31 protein-coding genes and 1 pseudogene are annotated in these 24,027 nt (G+C 61.7%); 7 read left to right on the top strand and 25 right to left on the bottom strand.

All coding sequences use genetic code 11. The annotated features are described in order from the left end of the window. Positions 1-2 precede the first annotated feature (2 nt). From ACFQDL_RS24375 to ACFQDL_RS24320, 12 genes are all read right to left on the bottom strand, one after another. On the bottom strand, positions 3-1,190 hold the full coding sequence (locus tag ACFQDL_RS24375) for a TolB-like translocation protein (protein ID WP_379911278.1): 1,188 nt from the start codon (positions 1,188-1,190) through the stop codon (positions 3-5). Next, entirely contained in the window at positions 1,171-2,337 is a 1,167-nt protein-coding gene (gene pqqE / locus ACFQDL_RS24370; protein ID WP_379911277.1) for a pyrroloquinoline quinone biosynthesis protein PqqE, read from the bottom strand. The genes ACFQDL_RS24375 and pqqE overlap by 20 nt, the downstream gene beginning before the upstream one ends. Next, on the bottom strand, positions 2,309-2,578 hold the full coding sequence (gene pqqD / locus ACFQDL_RS24365) for a pyrroloquinoline quinone biosynthesis peptide chaperone PqqD (protein WP_379911276.1): 270 nt from the start codon (positions 2,576-2,578) through the stop codon (positions 2,309-2,311). The genes pqqE and pqqD overlap by 29 nt, the downstream gene beginning before the upstream one ends. Beyond that, positions 2,578-3,351: a pyrroloquinoline-quinone synthase PqqC gene (gene pqqC, locus ACFQDL_RS24360; protein ID WP_379911275.1), complete on the bottom strand. Its 774-nt coding sequence runs from the start codon at positions 3,349-3,351 to the stop codon at positions 2,578-2,580. The genes pqqD and pqqC overlap by 1 nt, the downstream gene beginning before the upstream one ends. Positions 3,352-3,362: 11 nt before the next feature. Then, the gene (gene pqqB / locus ACFQDL_RS24355; protein ID WP_379911274.1) at positions 3,363-4,283 is read right to left on the bottom strand and encodes a pyrroloquinoline quinone biosynthesis protein PqqB; all 921 of its coding nucleotides are present in this window, start codon (positions 4,281-4,283) and stop codon (positions 3,363-3,365) included. 115 nt (positions 4,284-4,398) lie between these two features. Next, a complete protein-coding gene (gene pqqA, locus ACFQDL_RS24350) occupies positions 4,399-4,470 on the bottom strand; it encodes a pyrroloquinoline quinone precursor peptide PqqA (protein ID WP_003243383.1) in 72 nt (23 codons plus the stop codon). A 178-nt stretch (positions 4,471-4,648) separates the two neighbouring features. Next, positions 4,649-5,125, bottom strand: coding sequence for a group I truncated hemoglobin (locus ACFQDL_RS24345; RefSeq protein ID WP_379911273.1), 477 nt, complete (start codon positions 5,123-5,125; stop codon positions 4,649-4,651). A 106-nt stretch (positions 5,126-5,231) separates the two neighbouring features. After that, entirely contained in the window at positions 5,232-5,633 is a 402-nt protein-coding gene (locus ACFQDL_RS24340) for a shikimate dehydrogenase family protein (protein WP_379911272.1), read from the bottom strand. After that, a complete protein-coding gene (locus ACFQDL_RS24335) occupies positions 5,588-6,085 on the bottom strand; it encodes a shikimate dehydrogenase family protein (RefSeq protein WP_379911271.1) in 498 nt (165 codons plus the stop codon). Before ACFQDL_RS24335 ends, ACFQDL_RS24340 begins: the two co-directional genes overlap by 46 nt. Before the next feature lie 148 nt (positions 6,086-6,233). Continuing rightward, positions 6,234-6,812: a PA14 domain-containing protein gene (locus tag ACFQDL_RS24330; protein WP_379911270.1), complete on the bottom strand. Its 579-nt coding sequence runs from the start codon at positions 6,810-6,812 to the stop codon at positions 6,234-6,236. Positions 6,813-6,960: 148 nt separating this feature from the next. Then, positions 6,961-8,247, bottom strand: coding sequence for an EAL domain-containing protein (locus tag ACFQDL_RS24325; protein WP_379911269.1), 1,287 nt, complete (start codon positions 8,245-8,247; stop codon positions 6,961-6,963). A gap of 1 nt (position 8,248) precedes the next feature. After that, on the bottom strand, positions 8,249-8,617 hold the full coding sequence (locus ACFQDL_RS24320; RefSeq protein ID WP_379911268.1) for a nitrate- and nitrite sensing domain-containing protein: 369 nt from the start codon (positions 8,615-8,617) through the stop codon (positions 8,249-8,251). A 32-nt stretch (positions 8,618-8,649) separates the two neighbouring features. On the opposite strand from ACFQDL_RS24320, the gene ACFQDL_RS24315 reads away from it, so the two are divergent. Continuing rightward, the gene (locus ACFQDL_RS24315; RefSeq protein ID WP_379911267.1) at positions 8,650-8,877 is read left to right on the top strand and encodes a hypothetical protein; all 228 of its coding nucleotides are present in this window, start codon (positions 8,650-8,652) and stop codon (positions 8,875-8,877) included. Between the two features lie 238 nt (positions 8,878-9,115). On the opposite strand, the gene ACFQDL_RS24310 is transcribed toward ACFQDL_RS24315, so the two are convergent. From ACFQDL_RS24310 to ACFQDL_RS24285, 6 genes and pseudogenes are all read right to left on the bottom strand, one after another. Continuing rightward, complete coding sequence (locus tag ACFQDL_RS24310; protein WP_379911266.1) at positions 9,116-10,249, bottom strand: methyl-accepting chemotaxis protein; 1,134 nt, start codon at positions 10,247-10,249, stop codon at positions 9,116-9,118. A 449-nt stretch (positions 10,250-10,698) separates the two neighbouring features. Next, positions 10,699-11,148 carry a CBS domain-containing protein gene (locus ACFQDL_RS24305; protein WP_379911265.1) on the bottom strand — a complete coding sequence of 150 codons (450 nt, stop codon included), beginning with the start codon at positions 11,146-11,148 and terminating at the stop codon, positions 10,699-10,701. 126 nt (positions 11,149-11,274) lie between these two features. After that, a complete protein-coding gene (locus ACFQDL_RS24300; RefSeq protein WP_379913509.1) occupies positions 11,275-11,610 on the bottom strand; it encodes a hypothetical protein in 336 nt (111 codons plus the stop codon). 56 nt (positions 11,611-11,666) lie between these two features. Beyond that, positions 11,667-12,026: pseudogene (locus tag ACFQDL_RS24295) on the bottom strand (class I SAM-dependent methyltransferase); the annotation flags it as partial. Between the two features lie 153 nt (positions 12,027-12,179). Next, positions 12,180-12,818, bottom strand: a complete 639-nt coding sequence (locus ACFQDL_RS24290) for a hypothetical protein (RefSeq protein WP_379911264.1) — start codon at positions 12,816-12,818, stop codon at positions 12,180-12,182. Next, on the bottom strand, positions 12,815-12,964 hold the full coding sequence (locus ACFQDL_RS24285) for a hypothetical protein (protein ID WP_379911263.1): 150 nt from the start codon (positions 12,962-12,964) through the stop codon (positions 12,815-12,817). Before ACFQDL_RS24285 ends, ACFQDL_RS24290 begins: the two co-directional genes overlap by 4 nt. A gap of 297 nt (positions 12,965-13,261) precedes the next feature. Here ACFQDL_RS24285 and ACFQDL_RS24280 point away from each other — a divergent pair, with 297 nt between their 5' ends. Then, positions 13,262-14,233, top strand: coding sequence for a magnesium transporter CorA family protein (locus ACFQDL_RS24280; protein ID WP_379911262.1), 972 nt, complete (start codon positions 13,262-13,264; stop codon positions 14,231-14,233). A gap of 152 nt (positions 14,234-14,385) precedes the next feature. On the opposite strand, the gene ACFQDL_RS24275 is transcribed toward ACFQDL_RS24280, so the two are convergent. Together ACFQDL_RS24275 and ACFQDL_RS24270 are read right to left on the bottom strand one after the other, a co-directional pair. Next, entirely contained in the window at positions 14,386-14,649 is a 264-nt protein-coding gene (locus tag ACFQDL_RS24275) for a hypothetical protein (protein WP_379911261.1), read from the bottom strand. 61 nt (positions 14,650-14,710) lie between these two features. Beyond that, a complete protein-coding gene (locus ACFQDL_RS24270) occupies positions 14,711-14,938 on the bottom strand; it encodes a hypothetical protein (RefSeq protein ID WP_379911260.1) in 228 nt (75 codons plus the stop codon). A 528-nt stretch (positions 14,939-15,466) separates the two neighbouring features. Between ACFQDL_RS24270 and ACFQDL_RS24265 the strand changes: the two genes are divergently transcribed. The 3 genes from ACFQDL_RS24265 to ACFQDL_RS24255 all read left to right on the top strand — a co-directional run bounded on the left by ACFQDL_RS24265 (position 15,467) and on the right by ACFQDL_RS24255 (position 17,070). After that, positions 15,467-15,721 carry a hypothetical protein gene (locus ACFQDL_RS24265; protein ID WP_379911259.1) on the top strand — a complete coding sequence of 85 codons (255 nt, stop codon included), beginning with the start codon at positions 15,467-15,469 and terminating at the stop codon, positions 15,719-15,721. A 351-nt stretch (positions 15,722-16,072) separates the two neighbouring features. After that, the gene (phbB, locus tag ACFQDL_RS24260; RefSeq protein WP_379911258.1) at positions 16,073-16,810 is read left to right on the top strand and encodes an acetoacetyl-CoA reductase; all 738 of its coding nucleotides are present in this window, start codon (positions 16,073-16,075) and stop codon (positions 16,808-16,810) included. Next, on the top strand, positions 16,807-17,070 hold the full coding sequence (locus ACFQDL_RS24255) for a hypothetical protein (protein ID WP_379911257.1): 264 nt from the start codon (positions 16,807-16,809) through the stop codon (positions 17,068-17,070). Before phbB ends, ACFQDL_RS24255 begins: the two co-directional genes overlap by 4 nt. Positions 17,071-17,161: 91 nt before the next feature. On the opposite strand, the gene ACFQDL_RS24250 is transcribed toward ACFQDL_RS24255, so the two are convergent. The 5 genes from ACFQDL_RS24250 to ACFQDL_RS24230 form a co-directional block, all read right to left on the bottom strand. Then, positions 17,162-18,280, bottom strand: coding sequence for an ATP-binding protein (locus tag ACFQDL_RS24250; protein ID WP_379911256.1), 1,119 nt, complete (start codon positions 18,278-18,280; stop codon positions 17,162-17,164). Positions 18,281-18,513: 233 nt separating this feature from the next. Further along, positions 18,514-19,278: a hypothetical protein gene (locus tag ACFQDL_RS24245; protein WP_379911255.1), complete on the bottom strand. Its 765-nt coding sequence runs from the start codon at positions 19,276-19,278 to the stop codon at positions 18,514-18,516. Positions 19,279-19,864: 586 nt separating this feature from the next. Further along, positions 19,865-20,482, bottom strand: coding sequence for a response regulator transcription factor (locus ACFQDL_RS24240; protein WP_379911254.1), 618 nt, complete (start codon positions 20,480-20,482; stop codon positions 19,865-19,867). A 14-nt stretch (positions 20,483-20,496) separates the two neighbouring features. After that, entirely contained in the window at positions 20,497-22,392 is a 1,896-nt protein-coding gene (locus ACFQDL_RS24235) for a sensor histidine kinase (protein WP_379911253.1), read from the bottom strand. A gap of 28 nt (positions 22,393-22,420) precedes the next feature. Continuing rightward, positions 22,421-22,870, bottom strand: coding sequence for a hypothetical protein (locus tag ACFQDL_RS24230; RefSeq protein WP_379911252.1), 450 nt, complete (start codon positions 22,868-22,870; stop codon positions 22,421-22,423). Between the two features lie 254 nt (positions 22,871-23,124). On the opposite strand from ACFQDL_RS24230, the gene ACFQDL_RS24225 reads away from it, so the two are divergent. Then, the gene (locus ACFQDL_RS24225) at positions 23,125-23,385 is read left to right on the top strand and encodes a BufA1 family periplasmic bufferin-type metallophore (protein WP_379911251.1); all 261 of its coding nucleotides are present in this window, start codon (positions 23,125-23,127) and stop codon (positions 23,383-23,385) included. A 109-nt stretch (positions 23,386-23,494) separates the two neighbouring features. Beyond that, positions 23,495-24,010, top strand: a complete 516-nt coding sequence (locus ACFQDL_RS24220) for a DoxX family protein (RefSeq protein ID WP_379911250.1) — start codon at positions 23,495-23,497, stop codon at positions 24,008-24,010. Positions 24,011-24,027 lie beyond the last annotated feature (17 nt).

The raw sequence follows: 24,027 nt of genomic DNA, 5'->3' as shown, positions 1-24,027 counted from the left end.
GATCAGCAGCGGCGGCGGATTCGCCGCCTCGGCCGGCGGGTAGAAAAACCGTGAACCCGCTCGCCATCGCCGACCGGACAGCTGAACGGCTGCGGCAACGACACCCGGTGGTCGGGCCGGGTACCGCCAGCGATCAGGGTCTGTTCCCCGCTTTGCCGCTCGATCGCCAGAATGGATACCGTGCGATCCGGCGCCTCGGCAACGCTATAAAGACAGTGTTCGTCACAGCATAGCGAGCGGAACAGCCGGTAATCTTCGGCCACGGCGACCGCTGCACTGCCGGGCTGTATCAGCCGCAGCCGCCCTTCGCCGTTTTCGACCAGGCTACAGCCGTAACATCCGTCGCCGAAGGCGACCCAGGTCGAAAGCCCGAGCTGCCACTGGGCGACGCCGAACTCGGCGTCCAGCGGGCAGACATTGTGCCAGCGCCCGCCCGGTGTCAGGCGGTAGAGGTTCCACCAGCCGCTGCGATCGCTCACCACATGCAGCACGCCGGCAGCATCGAAACCGGGCTGGAACAGCGCCTCTCCGTTGCCCTGGCCGGCCAGCAGCCGGGGCGCCAGGCAGCGCCCCTCGCGGTCCAGTGGCGCGCAGTAGAGCCGGTTCCGGGTCCAGGGCTGGTCGGGGTGATCCCAGGTCAGCCAGGCGAGCGAGCGGCCATTGGGGCTCAGGCACGGGGAGCTGTAGAAGTCGTGCCCCCGGGCCAGGCACTGCACCCGGCCGCTGCCGAGCGACACCGCCACCAGGCTGTTGACGACGCCATCGTCGCCATGGCGTTCGGCCACCGCGATGATCCGGCGCCGGTGCGGATCGTAGAGCAGGTCGCCAAAGCGCGTATCCGTCGTGGCGGTCAGGCGCAGCGGCGGGCAGCCGCCCTCCTCCGCCTGCGGTGACAGCGGTTGCAGCCAGAGCTGCTGGTCACTGTCGTTGACGAACACCAGCCGGTCGTCCGCCAGGCACCAGGCGCCGCCGCCATATTCATGGACCCGGCTGCGCACGCTGAAGCCGCCGGGGGTGAGCACCTGCGAACGACCATGACGATGGCGGACAATGCGGTTGCAACCGTCCGCCGGGTTGTATTCGACCCAGAAGAGACCCTGCCTGTCGACCTTGAGGGCCGCGAAGTCGCGTTGCGCGACGCAGGCGTCGGCCGCGCCGAGACGGGGTGCCTCAGCCGCGGCAGAAGACACGGCTGTTGCGTTCGTTGCGGTAGGTAAAGCCGGTCCCGGCAGGGTTTTCAGCCGCCTCCCGGGCCTGCACGATCAGGTCGTGGTGCGGCGACTTGCTGCACACCGGATCGGCATTGGCCGCATCGCCGGTCATCATGTAGGCCTGGCAGCGGCAGCCGCCGAAGTCCTTTTCCTTTTCGTCGCAGGAGCGACAGGGCTCCTTCATCCAGTCGTCGCCGCGGAAGTGATTGAAACCGAAGGAGCGGTACCAGATGTCGCCGAGGGACTGCTGCTTCACACTGGGAAACTCGACCGGCAACTGGCGTGCGCTGTGACACGGCAGCGCGGTACCGTCGGGGGTCACGGTCAGAAAGATCTGGCCCCAGCCGTTCATGCAGCCCTTGGGACGCTCTTCATAATAATCGGGCGTCACGAAGATCAGCCTGATCGGGTTACCGGCTGCCGCGAGCCTTTCGCGGTATTCGTTGGTGATGCGTTCGGCCCGCTCGAGCTGGGCCCGGGTCGGCAGCAGTTCGGCACGGTTCTCGTAGGCCCAGCCGTAATACTGGCAGGTCGCCAGTTCCACGTAGTCGGCTTCGAGTTCGATGCAGAGTTCGATAATGCGGTCGATACGATCGATATTGTGACGATGGGTGACGAAGTTCAGCACCATCGGATAGCCCTGGGCCTTGACCTCCCGCGCCATCTTCAGTTTCTGCGCGAAGGCCTTGGCGGAGCCGGCCAGCATGTTGTTGACCTCCTCGTCGCTGGCCTGAAAGCTGACCTGGATATGATCGAGACCGGCCTCGCGAAAGTCCGCGACCTTGCGTTCGGTGAGACCGATGCCCGAGGTGATGAGGTTGCTGTAGTAGCCAAGCTGGCGCGCTTCGCGGATCAGGTCGACCAGATCGGGTCTCGTCAGCGGCTCGCCGCCGGAAAAACCCAGCTGGGCCGCACCGAGTTCGCGCGCCTCCCGCAAAACCCTGATCCACTGGTCGGTCGTCAACTCCTCGCCATGGCGGGCGAAGTCCAGCGGATTGGAGCAGTAGGGACACTGCAGCGGACACTTGTAGGTCAGCTCGGCCAGCAACCAGAGGGGTTGGCCGGCCGGCTTCTCCCGGCCTTCGGGCAACAGGGCCTCAGTGCAGCCTGATCCAGTTCTGTTCATGGGCGACTCCGAAAAACTCCCGGACGTCGTGGCTCAGGCCACCGGCATCCGGAAATTTCTGCTGCAGGGTACGCGTAATATCGGCCAGCGTACGACGACCGTCGACCAGCGCCAGGATCTCACCGCCACTGGGGTTGAGCTTGATCATGCCTTCGGGATAGAGCAGCACATAGCAGTCCTGCGCCTTCTCCCACTGGAAGCGAAACAGCGGATTGAAACGCGGTACGCAGTTTTCGTTCATCAGAAGAGTCCCCTGTGATAGACCCGCTCGGAGGTCACCGTATGATAGGGCGGACGGTCGAGCTCATAGGCCAGGGTCATCGCATCGAGCATGCTCCAGAGCACATCGAGCTTGAACTGCAGGATCTCGAGCATCCGTTCCTGCGCCTCTCGTGTACGGTAATGATCAAGGGTAATCGCCAGACCATGCTCGACGTCGCGGCGCGCCTCGGTCAGGCGGTTGCGGAAATACTGGTAGCCGGCGGCGTCGATCCAGGGATAGTGCTGCGGCCAGCTGTCAAGACGGGACTGGTGAATGGTCGGCGCGAACAGCTCGGTCAGCGACGAACTGGCCGCCTCCTGCCAGGTCGCGCGACGGGCGAAGTTGACGTAGGCGTCGACGGCGAAGCGCACGCCCGGCAGCACATGTTCCTGGGACAGGATCTCGTCACGGCTGAGGCCCACGGCCTCGCCGAGCCGCAGCCAGGCCTCGATGCCGCCCTCGGCACCGCCGTAACCGTCGTGATCCAGGACCCGCTGCACCCAGAGCTTGCGGGTTTCGCGGTCGGGGCAATTGGCCATGATGGCGGCATCCTTGACCGGAATGCTGATCTGGTAATAGAAGCGGTTGGCCACCCATCCGCGAATCTGCTCGGGGGTACAGCTGCCTGCGTACATCGCCCGGTGGTAGGGGTGGTGAATATGGTAAAGGTCGCCCTTGGCACGCAGTGCCTGTTCGAACGCCTCCCCCGAAAGCGGCGCCCGCTCGGTGGTTTCGGTTACGATGCTGTTCATCAGCGGACCTCCTAGAGTTCGATCGACAGGCCGTCGTGGGAGACCTCGATACCATGACGTTCGAGCTCTGCGCGCTCGGCAGAGTCCTCGTCGAGAATCGGATTGGTGTTGTTGATATGAATCAGCACCTTGCGCGGCTTCGCCAGGCTGTCGAGGAATTCGATCATGCCGCCCTCGCCGGACAGTGCCAGATGCCCCATCTCCTGCCCCAGCTTGGTGCCGACACCGGACTCGATCAGCTCGTCGTCGCGCCAGATGGTGCCATCCACCAGCAGGCAGTCGGCCTCCTGCATGAAGGGCAGCAGGTGCGGCTCGATGACCCCGAGACCCGGGGCGTAGAACAGCGACTTGCCGCTGCGCCGGTCGGTGACCAGCATGCCGATATTGTCACCCGGATGCGGATCGGCACGGTGCGGCGAGTACGGCGGCGCGCTGCTGGTCAGCGGTACCGCGGTCAGGGTCAGTTCCGGCACCTGCGGTATCACGAAACTGCTCTGCCCCGCCTCGACCGGCACCCGGTTCCATTTGAGGCCGCCGTTCCAGTGCTCCAGCATGCGGAAGATCGGAAAGCTTTCGCTGAGATCCCGATGCACGCGCTCGGTGCACCAGACCTCGTGCGGACAGCCCTCGCGCAGCATCAGCAGCCCGGTGCTGTGGTCGATCTGGCTGTCCATCAGCACGACCGCCGCGATGCCGGTATCGCGCACGCTGCGGGCCGGCTGCATCGGCCCGAAGGATTCGAGCTGGGCACGGATATCGGGAGAGGTATTGAACAGAATCCAGCGGATGCCGTCGGCGCTGATCGCGATCGACGACTGGGTGCGGGCGCGGGCCTTCAGAGTTCCCTGGCGCAGCCCGTGACAATTGTGGCAATTGCAGTTCCACTGCGGAAAACCGCCTCCGGCCGCGGAACCGAGAATCTGAATTTTCATTGTTATTCTGTCTTCGGCTGGTCTGACTTGGGTCAGGCAGGCCGCGCCTGCCTGCGAAGAAGCTGCGGCCCCTGAGTCACCGGGGCCGGAAGGAAGCCCGAAGGCCTCCGGCGCCTTAACGGTTGGCGAAGTACATGGTGACTTCGAAGCCGATGCGCAGGTCGGTGTAAGCCGGTTTAGTCCACATGATTGATTCCTCTTTGTTGTTGTCGGAAGGACGAATCGCATCCTCTGTACCGATGATAGGAACCGACGGCGGCGGGCAGTATGGTACTTTGGGACTAAAACCGGCCTGAATAGGTAGTAGATGACCTGTAGGAGCGGAAGCCGGCCGGCTCCGGTAGCTGGCTCCGGTGGGTGCGCGGTCACTCGCTCCTGGTGACTATATCCGCCCGGGTGGATTCGACGATCGCGACCAGCTCGCCCTGCTCGGCCTCCGGCACCTGATGCTTGTCCAGCACCTGTGCGAACAGTACCAGCATCCGCTCCCATTCCCCGGGCGTGATACCGAGATGGGCGTGGGCGCTTTTCATGTCGCGCCCCTGGTACTGGCAGGGGCCGCCGGTCGCCTGGCAGACCTGTGCCGTGACCTGATATTTGAGATAGGCTGCCGGCACGACCTGCCGGGCCGCATCGACGGCCGGGTTCTGGTTGAGACTGTCGTCGGCGACCACAACATCGATGAAATCGCTGACAACGACGGATATCGGCATCAACCCGCCCAGCCGGTCGTAGAGCGAGGGCTGCTGCGCCTCGTCCTGGGCCGGAACGCCGTACGCGGCGGTTAGGAGACCTGCCACCAGCACGAAGCGGGCAAGTCGTTTGACAGGGGTAGTGAACATGACCATCTCCTCGACTGAATGACGACATTCCCCGTCAGCGACAAGGCGTCACAAATCCGGGTTATCTATCAGTCTAGTCCGGTCGAGCGGAGGGGTCGAAGCCGGCTCAAGACCTCGAGAACGCCTGCTCCAGCGCCCGGCGCATCACCTCGGCATCGGCTTCGGCACCGGTCCAGTAGCGGATCGCCAGTCGCCCCTGATTCACCAGCATGCCCAGCCCATCCAGCACGGTGCAGCCGCGGCCGGACGCGGCCTGCAGCAGCGCGGTCCTGGGAGGATTGGGTATGACATCGGCGACCACCAGCTCCGGCCTCAGCGAATCCAGGTCGAGGTCCGGGCAGGCGGTCAGGTCCGGGTAGAGCCCGATGGAGGTCGCATTGACGAGCAGGTCCGTTTCGGGCGTCAGCGCCCGGTTGCGCTCCCAACCGATGAACTCGGCACAAGCGGCGGTGCGTTCATTGATCAGTTGTACCAGCGCCCGCCCCCTCGCCGCATCACGGTTGGCCACCTGGATATGCTCAGCCCCGGCCAGCGCCAGCTCCACCGCAACGGCGCGCGCCGCCCGCCGGCACCCAGCAGCATCGCGCGCCCGCCGGCCGGATCGAACACCGGCCGCAGCGCCTCGACGAACCCCCGGCCGTCCGTATTTTCGCCGATCAGCCGTTCGCCCTGCCGCACTACCGTATTCACGGCGCCGATGATCTGCGCCGACTCGCCAAGACCATCGAGATGCTCGATCACCGCAACCTTGTGGGGCAGCGAACAGTTGAAACCGGCCCAGCCCATCGCCCGGGCGCCGCGCACCGCGTCGGCGAGCCCTTCCGGCGCCACTTCGCAGTTGATGTAACGCCAGTCGAGCCCCAACTGGCGGTACGCCGCCTCGATCATCGCAACGGTCGGATTTTCCGCCGCCGGCTGTGCAAAGGATCCGCTTAACTGGCTGAGAAAGCTGCCGCTCATATGATGCTCCCGGGTGTCGAGTTCGGACGCGGTCGCGGCAAGCCACGACCCGTCGGCTCATGCTAACAGCCAGGTCCCGGGGCAAAATTTCAATTGTTGCGGCACCACAGGGGGCATCGCGGCCCCCTGTCGCGATGAGGAAAGGCGCTCAGGAACCGCTGTGACCCAGGGCTTCGGCCGGTACCAGCGGCATGGTGCCCTCGGTGCCCGGCGGTTCCCAGAAGAAGCGCAGCGTCGAGGTGCTCTTGCGTTCGAAATAGCGGATGGTCAGCGGATACCAGCCGGGCTCGCTGACATCGAAGCTGCCAAAATCGGAAAAGCGGTCCGAATGAACATCGGGATCCTCGAGGATCATCTGGTCGCCGATCTCGAGGCGCACGCCATCGTTGGATTCGAAGGCGAACTTGTAGGAACCGGTCTTGTCGAGATGGATGAACCCGGTGATCCTGGCCATGACCCCGTCATTGCCGTTGCTGGTCAGGACGGTGCCGGCCCCGGTACGGTAATTCAATTGCGGCAGGGGCTCGCCCGGCTTGCACTCCTTCCATTTTTCCTGCCGGATCATCTCGTCGATATGCCGAACGAAATGATCCATGTAACAGACCTGAAGTCCCGGCATCAGGTTGTCTGCCGATACCGGCGATTGCGCCAGCCCCGCCGTTGCCACGCCCAGCAGGCTGACACCGGCGATGACCCCGGGGCCCCAACTTGAAACGATTTTGCGCATACTGTTACTCCAGCCTGGTCTGATCCCGATCCAGCGATCGAATACCTTGATAGTGGACCAAGGTTGCACGTCGTGCCAGTGGCGTTGGACAGTTGTGGCGCGGGATATCGACCTGCGCCTGCGGCAGCGGGACGGGCACGGATCCTGCTTAACAGGCGACGAAACCGGCTGCCTGCGGCTCCTGCCAGTCCAGATCGCAGCAGAAGACCTGGAGCCGGTCACCGGTATTGACCGTCTGGGACAGGGTGATGCACATCCTGGAGTCCGCCACCGACAGGTAGGGTTGACTGATCTGGGTCTTGCCCGCCTCCTGGAGGGCACGGTAATGGTAGTGTTTGTGCGACCAGTTGGCGTTGCCGCCACAGAGCAGCGGCGTGAAACGCGGATTGAGCCGCTGCCGGTAATGGGGCGCATAGAGGTTGCGCGTCATCTGGTAGCCCGCTTCGTCCAGCAGATAGCAGCGCACCACGCGCGGATCGGCGAACAGCCTGGCACCGCTCTGCTCGAAACGCCGGTACCGGCTGTAATCCTCGACGGCCTGGCGGAACTGCCCCTCGAACAGCTGCAGGTCCTCGCCCGGACCGCCGTGATGACGCGGCCGCTGCCACTGGCGCCCCCGCAGCAGGCGATCGATCCGCCCGGTCACCTCCCGATGGGGGCTGACAAGCGGTTGTGGCCTGGCCAGGAAATACCCCTGCACCATATCGGCATTGGCGGCGATCGCGACCAGCGCCTCCTCTTCGGTTTCGACCCCTTCGAGCACCACCAGGCTGCCGGCCTCATGGATCAGCGCAACCAGGCCCGTCAGGATGCGCTCCACCCGTCTGGAACCGGCCGCGCGCCGCACCAGGCCGCGATCGATCTTGACGATATCGGGTTCAAGCTCCCAGACCCGGTCGAAATTGGAATGACCGGCGCCGAAATCGTCGATGGCAATCAGGCAGCCGAGCTGGCGAAAGTGCCCGATGAACTGCTGCAGACGCGCAGGGTCGTCGACGCGGTTTTCGATGATCTCGATCACCAGCCGGCGGGCCGGCAGGCCGCAGTGATCCAGCAGCTTGCGGGTAAAGCCGATGTCGGGCCGCTCGCGGACCAGGCACTGGGAATTCAGGTTGAGAAACAGCCAGGCATCATCGCTGTGCTGACGCACGAAGTTCTGCATGTGCAGGCTGCGGCAGATGCGGTCCAGTTCGAGCATCTCCCGCCCCGTTTGCGGCAGGGACAGCAGTTCGGCCGGGGGCTCCGGGCGACCGTCGCCGCGCTGCGCACGCACCAGCCCTTCAAAGCCGACGGCACGGCGGTGGGCGATGCTGAATATCGGCTGGAAGTGGCTGCTCAGTGCACGGCCGAGGTAACGGGCCCCGATGGCGGAACCGGGAATCGTCAGCCGCCCGGCCTGCCCTTCAGGCTGCCGTCCGGGCGCAGTCGCGATCATCTCAGCCTTCTCCATGAATACGCCTCAGCTGATCGAGGGCCGCATCGACAAGCGCCAGCAATTCGTCAACCGCCCGGGTCGCCTGCTGAAAATAGTGCCTGGCATCGATCTGCGGCCGCTCCTGATCGAGCAGTTCCTGTTCCAGACACTGCAGAAACGTCTGCACGGCCTGCTGACACTGCGGCAGTCTGAAGCCCGGCGTTTCGGCCCCGGGGTTTTGCTGCAACGCCTGAAAGGCGGTCTCCGACAGCTGACGAATCTTCTGATGAAGAAAGCGCAGCCGCACCCGCTGCTCCGGGCAGCTGCGTCCACTGGCCGCGATGCCGGTGCCCAGCGCACGGGCCTGACCGGCCCATTCGGCCGTCTGCACCACCTCCCGCCAGATCGCGGGCAGATAGGCAAGTGCCGGCCGCCCCCGCTCAGGTCGACCTCGGTGGCGACATCCTCGATCAGGTAAATGCAGTCGCGAATGATCCGGTGATGCAACAGCAGGTTTTGCGTCGAGTCATGATTGCGGCTGTCCCGCAACCGGTCCCACTGATCGATCAGCGCCTGCCAGGCAGGGGCATGAAGGCTGCCCGATTGCCGGGCCTTGGCGAGATTGCGTTCCAGCTGGTCACGCACGCCTGACAGCTCCTGACGCAGGCTGTCGTCGCCGGACAGCAGGCCGGTGCTGAGACCGCGATGACGCTGGAAATCGGCCAGCAAGGCGCGCAACAGCTGCAGCTGGGTCAGGCTGGACCTCAATTGCCGGCATTGGCGGCGCCTCAGACGTCGGTGCAGTGCAAGGAACAGCAGTGGCAGCGCGCCGATCAGCGCCGGGGAACCGAACTGGATCCAGGAAGTTGCACGAACAGGGTCATGACCGCTACTCCGTCAGTCGAGTCAGATGATGGGCAATGGTGCGTGCCTGACCGGCCGCGAGCAGGTTATCGGCATTGCCCTGCGACACCCGCTCGGCCAGGCAGGCGATCTCGGCGACCGCCTGGCCCTGCTGCCCGGTGCTGACCGCCACCTGCATCACCTGCCCGGTCAGCTGCTCCGTGCGCTGTCTCGCCTGGTCCAGTACCGAACGTACCGCGCTCGAGGTTTGCGCCCCGCAATGTGCCAGGTCCGACAGATCCGACATCTGCCGTGTCGCGGTCTCGATATGCTGTTGCACGGACTCGATGGTGCGACCGATCTCGGCGGCAGAGGCCTGGCTGTGCAGGGCGAGACGCCGTACTTCGTCGGCCACGACCGCAAAGCCGCGACCGCTCTCGCCCGCCCGCGCGGCCTCGATGGCCGCATTGAGCGCCAGCAGGTTGGTCTGATCGGCGATGCCGCGAATGACCGCGGTCATCTCGTGAATGCTATCGGAGTTGGCATTGAGCTCCCGCATCAGCTCGCTGGTGGTCAGGGCCTGTCCGGCCATCTCGTTGACCTGGGTCACCAGTGTGCCCAGCTGCCGGATGCTGCCGTCCAACTGCGCGCCGGCCTCGACGCTCGATGCACGGGAAGTATCGGCAAGACCCACCACCTCCTGGATGCTGACCGTCAGCTCCTCGACCGCCGCCGCGGCCGTGCTCGCCGCTTCGCTCTGCCCCTCCGCACTGCGGGTCACCAGCACCGCACTCTGCTCCAGTTCCCGGGACGAATGGGAGATCTCGTCGAGCCGCTGCTGCAGGAGCTGCTGCTGGCGGCGTTCCTGCTGCAACAGCTGCCGAAAGCGGCCCACGACCGGCAGCAGCAGCAACCAGCCGGAATCCGCGGGCGCCGGCGTGCCGGCCGACTGCAGCATCCGCTCGCAGTGCCCGCCCAGGCGTTCGATTTCCTCCGCGACCCGCCACAGGCACGCGCCCCCCAGATAGACGGCGATCAGCAGCAGTGGCCAGACGGCCAGTGATGGAAAGAGAAGCAGCTGCAACAGTCCCAACATCAGCGTGCCGACCAGCGTCGCCAGCAGGCCGCCGATACCGAACGCGTGAAGCAGCAAAAAAACGGGGTAGGTCAACCACTGCATCTGCATCCGTCTCCCTGCAGTGAATAAAAAAAACGCCTGAAGCCACCGTTCCCAGGAACGACAGCGACAGGCGCCATTGCCAAATCGTAGAGAATTCAGTGAATTCAATCTGCCATGATTAAAGCAAGACCTGTGCCACCCAAAGGAAATGGCTGAAAGCGAGGGCCTGTACAGGCCGGACATGGAAACTGAAAGGAAACGCCCCGCCCGGGTGCGCCAAACGGGGGCACCGGCCCGGCATCGAGGCTCGATCAGGCGCAGCAACGGCGCAGAGCGAGCGGGGCTGGGGACTGTCGAAAAGTGCCGCCCGCCATCGTCGCAGCGATGGCGGCAGACGGGTGGATCTGAAGTACCAGACGCGCGGATCGCCGCCAATAACTGCCGTCCGGTGGTTGCGGGATCTGCGGCAATACGGTGTCGTCACCGGTGAGCCGCTCATCCCGACCGCGTCACGGGTGGCGCTTGCGCTCCTGCTCGCGCTCGCGGCCCATCAGCGCCACCAGGTCCGACAGCTGTTCGGTCAACAGCTCGATCAGGTCATCCACGGCGAGGATGCCGACCAGCGCGCCGTCGTCATTGACCACCGGCGCACGCCGGACACCCTTTTCGCGCATCCGCTTGACGGCATCGAGCCTGTCATCGCCTTCGCGCAGCGCCAGCAACTCGTAGCTCATGGCGTCCCCGATGCTGACGGCATCGAGATCGACCTCCCGCGCCAGCAGCTCGATGACGATGTCGCGGTCGGTCAGAATGCCGACCGGAACGCGCTGGCCCGCCTTTTGGGTCACCACGACCACATCGCCGACATGATGCTTGCGCATCAGCCTGGCGGCATCGAGAATGGACTCGTCCCGATCGACGATCACGACTTCACGGTTGCAGATTTCGCCTACGGACATCTTCTTTCCCCTTGCCGGGCTTCGGCATGTCGGCCCCCGCGGGTTTCGTCCACCGCGAAGACCGGTTGAATGCCATGCAGTATAGATAACCTGGACGATGCACAGAGGGTTGACGGAAAACGCGCGCTAATCGACCTTTCGTGCCAGATAGAAGCCATAGCTGTAAAAGGCGCGGTATTTTTCATACAGGGCGATTTCCCGTCTCTCAGACTCTACGACCTGCCGCGCCTCTTCGCTCGAGGCATTGCGTGACAGGAAGCCGGAAAAACGGCCTTCCAGCGGACGGTAATAGTTCTCCAGCCAGCAGCGCTCAGGCAGGACGAAGTAGCCGACGGGAGAATACCCATGCCTTTCGAGCACCTGGATCTTGGCGGAGGCGGTATCGATTTCCGGGTAGAGGGCGTGCCAGTAGTCTTCGATTTCCTGCGGTCGGTCGCCGGTGGTCCAGGTGATTTCGGACACAGCCAGCAGGCCCCGGGCTTGAGAAAACGCCGCCAGGCCTCGACGCCGTGCTCGAAGCCGATGCTGTAGATCGCGCCCTCCGACCAGATGACATCGAATGCCTCTTGCGCGAACGGCAGCTCGTCCATCGAGCCGACCAGCGCATCGATGCTGCCGCTCAGCCCTTCACGGCGGGCGCGCCGTTCGAGTTCTTCGACAAATGTCGGCATCAGATCGAGGGCACTGATGCGGGCCTTGAGGGAACGGGCAAGCTGTAGGGTCGAAGCCCCGGTACCGCATCCGATATCCGCAATCCGTAACGGCCGGCGCGGATCGAGCCCGGCCAGCTCGATGGCCCTTTTTGTCTCGGCGTCCCCACCGGGGCCCTGCCGCTTGGCGTGCCGGTGAAGATCCACCAGCAGTCGATAGTCGTCCATAGCGCTTCCTGTCTCCGATTTTCGGGCCCCGTCGCTCAGCCATTCTCCGAATGACCCGGGGCCGACCGGTTCCAGTGTAACCCGGGGACCAGCCCACCTCCCCGGCGACCGAGCATCGCGCGCCGGAGAGGTGGGCACAGGTTGCGTCGCGAATCAGTCCCTGGTTTCGCTACCGCTCGAAGTCGAGGCTACATCGCTGGCCGCCGTGCTCGCCTTCGGAGCGGCGGGTTCGGCCGCCGGGGTCGCGGCGACCGGCGCCGGCTCAGGTTTCGCAGGTGCCGCCACCCGGGTCAGCGTCGGCACCGGATCGGCAGGCGCCTTGGCCGGCGACTCGGCCCTGGGCGCCGGGCTGGCCGTTTTCGGCGTCGTGGCCTTCGGAGCAGTTGCCGTCTTGTTGGCTGTGCGACGGGGGCGACGCGGCTTGGAAGCGGCCTTCTTTGCCGGCGCCTTTGCCTGGGTTTCCGGCTTCGCTTCCGGCTTCACCGCGACGTTTGCCTGGACTTCCGGCTTCGCTTCCGGCTTCACCGCCGCCTTGACGTCAGCTTTGGCTGCTTCGCTCGCGACCGGTTCGGAAACCGCCGGGGCTTGGACTTTGTCTTCCCCTGCCGGCGCCGGTACGGGCTCGGCAGCCTGCGATGATGCCCCGCCGGTCACCGGGCTGAAGCGCCCCCAATAGCCGACCGTGCCCTCATAGCTCAGCTTCGCCAGATCCAGCACCGTCTCCTGCGCGACCTGACCGCACTTCTGCAGATAATCCGCCTGAGCGTCGAGCAGCTCGTTCGGCGCCTTCACGGCCGCCAGCCCCTCGAAAAATCCCGGTTCAGCTGCCCCATCCGGAGCACCGAACCCTGCACCGCAGCACCCAGGGCCTGCGCCAGCTCGATGCCCTCCTGCACGCCCTGATACCCCTGTTCGACAACCTTCTTGTTTGCAACCATATTGCTCTCCTGAAATGGAAATCCGCGAGAATGCTGCACCGCACAACAACCCATTCTAGAGAGGTCCGTCCAGGAGTCAAACCCATTCGCCAACCCCAGCCCCGACGACCGGTAAGAAGACGGCCTCAAGCCGTTCGCCGACTTTGATCCGGAGTCCGAACGCAGACGGTATCGGCACGAAGCCGATATTGGATACCGGGCGGTATCGGGAGTTGACGGCACGGCAAGACGGCTTTTGCGTTACAATTGGTACCCGCACGAGCCTTCTTTGAACCATCGAACGAATGGACCTTGCCGATGACGTTTGCCATCGAGTTCGACTTCAACACCAAGCAGGAACGCCCGGTGGCCTTGGACGAGATCGCAGCGAAGCCGGCGAGTGACCTTTATTACTGGATCGATCTGGAGGGCGAGCCGGAAGCAACAACGAGGGGTTTTCTCGAACGGATGAACACCGATCAGTTGGCCCTGGAGTTGCTTTTCGACGAGGAAGCCCCGCCAAGGTTCAACCTGTTTTCCTCCTGCCTGCATTTCACGCTCAAGGAAGCCCGCGTGGTGAACGACGATTGGCTCACCGTGCCCGTGCAGGTGGTGCTTGGGCCGCATTTCATGCTCACATCGCATCCGGCGCGCGTGGAATTTCTCGCCGACATGAAGCAAACCTACAGGGAGGACTTCCACGAACACAGCCATTCGCCCGGCTTTTTGCTCTTTGAACTTGCGGACCATTTGACGCATGGTTACCGGCTGACGCTCAACCGCATCAGCGAAATGATCGAAGACATCCAGTCGCAGATATTAGGCGAGACGGAAGGCGAGATGTTCCGCGAAGTCTACGACCTGCTCCGCTGGCTGCTGGAATATCGCAAGATCATCATTTCCACCCGGGAGATCGTGCACGAACTGGCCATGCGGAAATCACCCTACGTCAGCCAGACCACACAGCCGTTTCTGGAGATAAAGGGCGTGCTATTGGACCGTCTGAGCGCCGATGTCACTACGGAGCGCGAGGTCCTTTCGGAGAGCCTGAACCTCTACATGGGCATCATGAGTCACCGCACCAACCAGGTCGTCACCAAGCTGACGATGGTCAGCATGTTCTTTCTACCGCTCTCGTTCCTCGCGGCCCTTTACGGCATGAACTTCGGCTCGCCCGATTCCACTATGCCGGAAATCGGCTGGAAATACGGCTATGTATTCTTCTGGTGCGTCGCGGTCGCCATCGTCGGATTCTTGCTGTACTGGATGCGACGCAACAAATGGTTTTAAGAAGCTAAGGAACCGCCTTGTCCAAAAACGGCTCTGCCATACGATGAAATCAAGTCGGATCGCGGATATAGGTATACTGTCCCCGGATATGCACGCTGTCCCCGGATATGCACGAGCAAGCGGGAACGACTCCTTCCGTCCCCGCCGACCGGTCAGAACTGCAACAGGGTGTTGCTGTTGGTCTGACTGACGTTCTGGCTGTTGACCACAATGTTGAGCTGGGTCGAGGAGTTGGTCAGGCTCTTCTTGTTGAACAGGTGACCAGGCAGAATCACGGCCGGGCCATAGCCCTTCGGCCCCGGGCCAAAGTGATGTACCTGCTTGCTGGCAAAGATCGCCTTCCCGCCCCGCACGTGCGTCATGGCCTGGGCGTCCAGCTGTTCGTTCTTTTCGAGATCGTTGATGAGAAGTGACATGATGCTGCTCCTGTGACTGATGAATGCTGTGGGAGCTTTCGCCCCCGGGTTGATTAACCGCTTACCAGTAAACCGGCATGCCCTGGCTGACCGTATTGAAGTTACCCTGGGAAACGCCCGCGCTACCGACCGCGATGTTGAGCTGTTCACTGATATTGGTCAGCTCCTTGATGTTGGTGAAGCTCGGACCGAAATAGGCAGGCTTGTACATGTAGCCGCCACGGACGCGGGTCAGGGCCTTGGAATCCAGGGTCTTGCTTTCGTGCAGGTCGTTGATGGCAATAGTCATGACTGTATCTCCGGTGGTTCAGGTTGGTGAGAGCGGAAGTCACCGTTGTTGTTCGCTCTGACCGGTATATAGCGAACTCTGTGCCAATTTCGTATTTGTCAACCCATAAGTCCGTTAATACGTTGTCTTAAAACGGAAAATATCTAAACGATTGAGGAAAGCGCGGGCCATGAGCCCTAGCTTTTTCGTCTGGATGATTCATGAGGGAAAACAGTTTAAGCGACCACTGTTTGGCAGTAACAAACAGTGCTCAATCTCAGGAGCAGTGATCACTATAGACTGTCGAAAATCTTCGGATATTCCGCATTTTGGCACCTATCGAACCCGATTTTTCTGACTTGGTGAGCCCCCTCTCTTGCTGCACCGCAATGTGGAAAACGGATGGTTTGTCTCCTATAACTATGTGCCTGCTGCAACGGGACAACCGCACGTGCGCTCTGATCGCCTCGCGGACGCTTCCCCGCAGGACGGATACCGATAGCAAGCCCGCTCGGGTCAAGACGTCAGTTGCAAAGGAGACCTCGCCTCATGCCATACTCCCACACCCAGCCCTTGCAGCCGTCGCTGTCGCGAGCCATCGACCTCGAAGACGACCATATCGGCCGCTTTCGCACTTGGGCGTTACGCCTGCGCCCGTTCGACATGAGCCTGGCGCGGATCCTGGACCTACAAGCCGATGAGATGGGCGACCACAAGCGGATGTTGCTTGAATGCACCAAGGCGCGAATCAAACACTTCAGCCCCCCCAACCTCCATAGCTCATCGGGGCCCGGCCACTGCTGAGCATTTCTTCGTCCTCAACGCGACGGGTGCAACGACGATTCTGGAAAAGGCGCGGGGACTGAAAGAGGAAGCACGGAATTTCTATCTCCAGTCCATGCAAACGGAAGCCGATAGTTCCCGGCTCCTCAAGGCGTACCAGGCGCTTCAACGGTTCAAGGATTGCCACATACAGATTCTTCTGGAAGCACAGGCAGGCATTCACCGGATATCGAATGTAACGCACCAGCGCTTTCCTGAAGCGAGTTGCAAACCTGATCGGGAGTGTCCAGACGATAGCCTGAGTTGTTGACCAGTACCCAGTAGTTATGGGCAACCAACGTAGCCAGATCAAACACAGAGGAGCGGGTAGTCATGAGTGAACCTGTAGCGTTAGTGACCGGCGGTACCGGCGGTATCGGCACAGCGATCTGCCGTCGACTGGCTAAAGACGGATTCAAGGTGGTGGCCGGGTACAGCAATGCCGAGAAAGCCAAGCGCTGGAAGGACGAGCAGCACGCAGCCGATTACGACATCGCCATCGCCTACGCCAATGTGGCCGACTTCGAATCTTGCCGGCAGTGCTATCAGGAGATAGTCGCCAAGTATGGTCCCGTGTCGGTACTGGTGAACAACGCGGGCATTACACGAGATGCGACGCTCAAGCGAATGTCGCCGGAACAGTGGAACGAGGTCATCCAGACCAACCTGAACAGCGTCTTCAACCTGTCCCGCGTCTTTCTGGAAGACATGCTCCAGCAGCAGTACGGCCGGATCATCAACATCTCGTCGATCAATGGCCAGAAGGGTCAGTTCGGCCAGACCAACTACTGCGCGGCCAAAGCCGGGATGCACGGATTCACCAAGGCGCTCGCCCTGGAAGTCGCCAGCAAAGGGATTACTGTCAACACCATTTCACCAGGCTATATCGCCACCGACATGATCATGGCGGTGGCCGAAGAAATTCGTGAGCAGATCCGTGAGCAGATCCCGGTCAAACGCTTTGGCAAACCGGAGGAGATTGCCCGTGCAGTCGCCTTCCTGGCCGCTGAAGAGGCGGGCTTTATCACGGGCTCGGACCTGTCCGTCAATGGCGGGCAGTACATGCATTGAAACCCGCAGACAGCCGCTTTGACGGCTTGCTGCGCACCTTAGGAAGACAAGGTTCAGACATGATTGACTCAGAAGATGATATCGATGAACTCGAACAGACGCTCGGGATCACCTTCGGACTGGGGATCGATTTCGAGGCCCAGCAAGATGCCTTTATGCTCTACTCCGCGCTTGGTGGACAGGAGGGAGTGACCGATATTCCGGGATTGAACTCCGATGACATTGCTGTGGCGGCTTGGTGGCGAGGAGGCGATGGGTGATGAAGTAAGCCTCGCCCGACAGGGTGCATCGCGCCGGCGTCGGGAGTGAGCCGTATCGAGACTTGCTTTCCGGACTCGGTTGTCATGAGTGTTATCTCGGTTTGTGGCGCTGCCGCAAGTACTCTATAAAGCCGGCGTTTTCGATCAGGTAGTTGCTGCGGCCCATCTGTGAAATCAATCCGTGGCGCTTGAGCTTGTTTAACGCGGCGGTGACACCACTGTCTTTGACGTTGATACCGAAGCGTTCCTTAATTGTCTGCAACGTGCTTTCGGCATAGAGTTGCCTGCACTCCTCTTTGATCAACATCAACACGGCCCGATCCGTTGAGTTGAGCTTTTTGCTCAATGCCTCAAAGCCACCATCGAGCACGATCTGCTCCTGGACTACCTCGGCAGCGGCCTGGACACTGCACTGATGCATCACCAGATGCTGAATCAGCTTGCTTAACCAGAACGGCGAGTGGTCGAAGCACCGGGCGAAAATGTCAGCCACTTCCCGTACGTCGTAGCTCAGACCAAAGCGATCCTTGAGGATGTCGCAGCAGTGCCGGACAAACTCGATGCCCATGGTTGGGAAGTCCGTCATATAGGCTGAGTTATAAAAGGGCATCTTGTCGTCGGCGAACATCGCCTGAATACCACTGCGTGAAGATCCGGCGTAGACAACCGGCAACCTGTCTCCGTGCAGGTCAAAGGCGGTACGCAGAGCACCTTGCAGCGCATAGAAGTGATCGCTTTGAGCCAAGTGCTGGATCTCGTCGATGATCAACAGAGGCTTGCAGTTGGGCGTGTCTACCAGCTGTTGGATCAACTGGCCGATGCGCGTCAGGGTGCCGGGCTCGATCGCTGGAACCGTGCCCTCGAACTCAAAACCAAGCTTGCCGATCAGGCTGTTGCCCACTTCCAGTTTTTTAACCTCACTGGACAACGCATCCTTGATTCGGCGCTTGTCCTTGCGCCCGGCCAAGGCTGTCTGCAGTGCCGCGATCACCGTCTCGTGGGGATATTCCGGGGACGCCCAGAGGTTGATGTAGACGGGCAGGTAGCCCTCCTCCAGCGCCAGCGGACAGAGGTCACGTAGCAGGAACTCTGTCTTGCCGACCCGGCGGACACCCAGAAGAGCGATACGGTTCATCATGCCCTGTGTCACGCCGGCCAGATAACGCTTGGCCAGGTCCCGACGGGGATAGTGCCAGTCGATACGACTCATCTGCCACCTCAATTTCACATATTTTTACATCGTAAGTAAAATTTTACGCAAGATGTAAATATATGGCAAAAAAGGTCATTGTGCGACCGAGCGTATCCATACTGACGACATTGTGTTCCCAGAGGTCTCCAGAACACGGACGGGTGCCCGGGTTCGTTGTTTTGCCAGGCGTTCGCCGAACGCCCCTTGCCTGCAGGCTATTACCGGCTGGCTGCCGTCTGATCCGTCCCCATTCAGCCCTTGGTTTCGCGACCACTGGCTGCAGCGGCCGGTGCATCCTTGGCTTCAGTGCTCGCCTTCAGAGCAGTGATGTCGGCGGGCTTCACCGCGGCGGCCGGCGTTTGCACCGGCTTAGCAGGCTCTGCCACCTTTGTCAGCGTCGGAACCGGGTCGGCAGTCGCCTTCGCCGACGACCCGGCCTTCGGGGCCGTGCCGGCTTTCCTGGCTGACGTGGCTTTTTTGGGGGCTGCCATCTTGTTGGTTGTGCGGCGGGGGCGACGGGGCTTGGGAGCGGCTTTCTGCGCCGGCGTCTTGGGCTGAGCCTCCGGCTTCGATTCGGCCTTTGCCACGACTTCGGTTTCCACCTTCACGTCAGGCTTGGGCTCCGGCTTGGGTTCCTTTTCGGCGACCGGCTCGGCGCCCGCTTTGAACTCAGCTTCCTGAACCGGCGTCGGGGCCGGCTCGACCGTCTGAGACGCTGCAGCAGCGGGCTCCGCATTGAAGCGCCCCCAACAGTCGAGCACGCCCTCACAGCTCAGCTTCGCCAGGTTCAATACCGTATACTGCGCGACCTGGCCACACTTCTGCAGATAGTCGGCCTGAGCGCCGAGCAGCTCGGTCGGTGCCTTTACGGCTGCCAGCCCCTCGAAAAATTCCCGATTCAGTTGCCCCATCCGGAGCATCGAATCCTGCACCGCAGCACCGAGCGCCTGCACCAGTTCGATGCTGTCCTGTGCGCTTTGACGTGCCTGTTCGACGACCTCTTTGTTTTCAAACATAGTGCTCTCCTACTATGGGATCCTGCGAGAATGCTGCGCCGCACCACAGCCCATTCTAGTGAGGTGCTGCAAGGAGTCAAACCCAATCGCCCGCCCCGCCCTGACCGGGTCCAAGAGCCTTTTCAAGACCAAGCCTCCCTCTTGTGACGGTGCGCCTGGCAGATGCAATTGCTGGATGAAGACCCGAAGGATCGTAACCCGAAACCTGGATTATTCGGAGCTATTCTAAGAAAGTCAGATGCAGGAAGTGTTACCGCTGTCGGATAATCCCGGTTTCGCCTGCCGGCGACCTACTTTTCTTTGCTCGTGCAAAGAAAAGTAGGCAAAGGCTCTCTCAACAAGACGACGCCCGAAGAAGCCGCGACTGCTGCGCTCTGGGAGTATTTTCCGGGCTCACTTCCGTCAAGGTAAAGAGCGGCAGATCCCTGTGCCGGATCTGAGGCTCGGCATCCATGCCTCGCCCCTGACGGGCCTTATCGAAAAATACTCCCGGTGCTCGCCGGCTTATCGCCATGGACGGCGGAAGGCCGCCCCGCGAAAATGCTTTAAACGCAGGAGCGGCCCGAATCGAATCATCGGTGTCCGATCAACCGTCCTCCTCCAGCGCCTGCGCCAGCCGTACCAGTTCCGCCACCGAGTGCACCTGCAACTTGTCCATCAGGTTGGCGCGGTGTAATTCCACAGTGCGGGTACTGAGGTGGAGGTCGCTGGCGATAACCTTGTTCATCTTGCCCGACACCACTTCCGCCATAACCTCCTTTTCCCGTGGCGTCAGGGTGTCGTAGAGTCGATGCAACCGCGCCCTGGCTTCGGCTTCCGTGCGCCGTTCCAGGTCCCGTCGGATCGCGCTTTGTACCTTGTCAAGCAGAAGCTGGTCACGGAAGGGCTTTTCCAGGAGATCCATCGCCCCTTCCTGTATCGCCCTCACCGCGGTCGGCACGTCGGCGTGACCGGAAATGAATATCATCGGAATCGTCGCCCCCATGGCGTTGAGCTTTTCCTGAAGTTCCAGCCCACTCATCCCCGGCATGCGGATATCCGCCACTATGCAGCCGGACCACGCCAGCTGATAGTGGTTGAGAAAATCGAGTGCGTTGCCGTAGGTCTCGACCTGCAGTCCGACAGAGCGAATCAGCATCGACATTGCTTCGCGCACATCCGGTTCGTCATCGATCACGAACACCCGGGCCTGATCCAAGGTCACGTCCTGCCTCCTCGCTATTCGGTTAATGGCAGCGTCAGCTGAAAGCAGGCGCCGCCCTCGGGATAATTGAATCCGCAGACGCGTCCGCCATGGGCCTCGATGATGGATTTGCAGATGGAGAGTCCGATCCCGATGCCGGCGGATTTACTGGTGACAAACGGCTCGAACATCCGGCTCTGCAGTTGCGGATCGATACCGGGCCCCTGATCCAGCACGCTGACCTGTAGTTCTCCCGGGGCACTGCGCTGCGCCATGATTCTGATCCGGCCGGTGCGACCGGCAGCTTTCATGGCGTCTCGGGCATTGCGGAGGAAGTTCAGAATAACCTGTTCGATCTGGGTGGCATTGATGTGAACCCGCGGCAGAGGCTGTTCGCTCTGCAGCTGAATTTCGATGTCGTCATCATGCAGCTCCACCCGGGCGAGCGATATCGAATCCTGCAGCAACGCCAGGATATCGGTCGCCGTAAGCTCCGGCTCGCCCTTGCGCAGGAAATTACGCATCTGCTGAATGATATTGCCGGCCAGTTCCGCGTTGGCGGCAACGCGTTCCATCGCATGACGAATCTCGCTGTTTTCGTTCGAGCTGTTACCGAGCAGACGGAGACTCGCTTGTGCGTAGGTGAGGATGGCGCAGAGGGGCTGGTTGATTTCATGTGCGAAAGCGGACGCCATCTCGCCCATCGAACTGACTCTCGAGAGGTGGGCCAGCTCCTGCAGTGTTCGGTGGGCCTTTTCCTCCGCCTCACGGCGTTGCGTCACGTCACGTCCCACGGCCACTACAGTCTGCAAGACTCCTTGCACCATCGTTGCTTTTAGCGACCAGGAAAGCCAGCGAGCACCTCGCGCGGTCTGAACCCGGTGCTCGAACTCGGCCCAGTGTGGTGTCGAATCGAGCGATTTCCAGCAGGCATGGACTCGTCTCTGACTGGCACGCTCGATCAGGTCGTGGAAGGAAACCGTCAGCAGAGACGCCTCGTCTCGCTGAAAAAACTCGCACAGCGAGGGACTGACGAACTCGAACCGGCCGTCCCGATCCAGCTGTGCAACCAGTTCCTGCTGATTCTCCACCAGCAGACGATATTTCCGTTCCTGATGCTGGAGGTCGCGTAGCGCCTGTATCCGTTGCAGCTCGGCGCTGGCACGATCGCAGAAAACGTCGAAAACCGCCTTGTGATAGAAACTGGCCGGCATCTCCTGCGAATCGAAGAATGCCATATGGCCAATCACCTGGCGATGGTCGGCATCGAAGATCGGCAGCCCCAGGTAACTCTCGACACCGACATCCTCGGGATAGCGCTCCGACATCCGGTTGGCGTAAAAACAGACACGGCCTTCCTTGATCACCTTGTCACAGGGCGTATTCACCAGGTCATACTCGATATCGCCGGTAAAGGCGCTTTCGGTCCAGTAGGCCAGGGTGCGTACCCGGGTGGTTGGAAAATCCAGACACTCGGTGATTAGCGCGCCCTCCACGTTGAGTACTTCGGCGACCGAGCGCGCGAGTATCCGGAAGAATTCGCTCCCGGTACTTCTGGCGGTGGTGCGGACGACCAGTTGCAACAGCCGTTCCGCTTCGCTGCTCGCGACCATCGGGTGCAGGCAGGCGCAGAGCTGGATTTGTCCGTCGACCTGAATTCGGCCGAAGCGGATGTCGACCGGCATCTGTCCCCCTTGCCTCGCCACGAGTCGGCCTTGCAGCCGGGCGCTGCCCTCGACCGTCGTTTGTCGCCAGAGCGTGGCGATGCATTCGGGCGTCAATTCGGGAATCAGCCCGGTCAGGGGCATCAGGCTGAACGTCGTCGTGTCATAGCCCAGCGTTAGCGGCAGCTCCGGACTGAAATAGATCAGCTTTGCCTTGTCGTCGAAGTGAAGAACGGCTTTGCTGAAGGCAGGCACAGCGTCCGACATGATGACGTTTCCCCATTTGCTCAAACTGTCATCCAGCTCCCGCTGCCGGGCCCTGGTCCGCAGAGGTGGATGCGGTGGTTAAGACTTTGGAGCCTGCGGGTCCGGTCGCTTTCAGTATAAGGCATTGATCACTGCAATCGCCCCCAAGTGCATAGGCGGTGGCCTGATCCCGGGTATAGAAACGGCCATCGAGCACGAAGCCGGAAATCACGGTCGCGCGAATCCGGAGCGCTTGGCCCTCGCCGCTGACCACCAGTTCCGCAGGCAACCCCTCCAGCAGATGCACGGGGGCGGGGACTCCGTTGGCAAAACGGGATAAGTAGATGCGACCACTCAGTGTATCCAGGAAAGCCGGCCGAAATCCGCATGACCGGTTATTCTGGCTGATGCCGCCGGTGCCGTCGAAGCGGATATTTTCCTGTCGCAGCGCGGCACGGCTGAGACCGGTGGTGACGTATTCTTGATGCGAGACTCGCATGATGGACCTCCTCGGTCATTCCGCTACAGACATCCCAAGAAACGGTTTTTTCTTCCTGCCTGAATATCTTCAATTTACCCGTCCCGGTTCACGCGGCTAACCCGGTATGCTACCTGCCCTACTACGGTTTTCCGCAGGTACAACTGGTGTCATTGCGAATGTTGGCGCCCAGCCGATTTCTTCAGACTGTGTTCCATGGCGACGAGGCCCGAAGCCTAAGCCATATACCAAACTGTTACCTGAGGAAATCGAACATGAAAGTCTCCACTCAACTGATTACCGCAGCCGTTCTCGCCCTTTCCACCGCGGGTATGGTCACCTTGAACACCGCCAAGGCCGACAATCCCGAATTCGAGAAATGCTACGGTGTCGCCGCCAAGGGCAAGAATGACTGCCAGACCGCAACCAGCTCCTGCGCCGGGACGACCAAGCAGGATCGCCAGACCGACGCCTTTATCGCCGTGCCTAAAGGCACCTGCAGCAAGATTGCCGGTGGTTCTCTGACCGCCAAGTGACCGGCCGACGGCCCCTCGTTTCTTTCGTCTGTCCTCGTTTCAGGATCTATTGCAAACCATGGGTGGTGATCCGGACTGGCTCCGGTCACCACGCACGGAGGTTGCCCGCATGAACCCCATACCCTCAGACACCGTCATACCGGCCGCGGCCGGCCCGGCGTTGCTTGATCGAATCGCAGGCTGTATCCGCTGGAGCAGTCACGCACTCGATCGGCTCAGTCCCGCTGTGAGCCTGCTGTTCCGACTCTGGATTGCGGCTATTTTCTGGCAGGCCGGTCTTACCAAGATCGCCAGCTGGGATGCCACCCTCTACCTGTTCAGCTACGAATACAGCGTCCCCTTGCTGCCACCGGAACTGGCGGCCTATCTCGGTACCGGCGTGGAGTTGCTGATGCCTGCATTGCTCGCCCTGGGTCTTGCCACCCGCTTCAGCGCCCTGACGCTGTTCCTGTTCAATATTGTGGCCGTGATCTCATATCCCGAGCTGAACGAGATCGGCCTCAAGGACCATCAGTACTGGGGATTGATGCTGCTGGTGCCGTTGTTCTACGGACCGGGTGCGCTGTCCCTGGATGCGCTGATCGGACCCTACCTGGCTCCGAAGCGACGGCTGGCCCATCACTGATGTCGCTCCCTGAGCAC

This window comes from Marinobacterium aestuariivivens, assembly GCF_042661465.1.
Lineage (GTDB): Bacteria > Pseudomonadota > Gammaproteobacteria > Pseudomonadales > Balneatricaceae > Marinobacterium_A > Marinobacterium_A aestuariivivens.
This window is presented reverse-complemented; position numbering and strand designations above follow the sequence as displayed.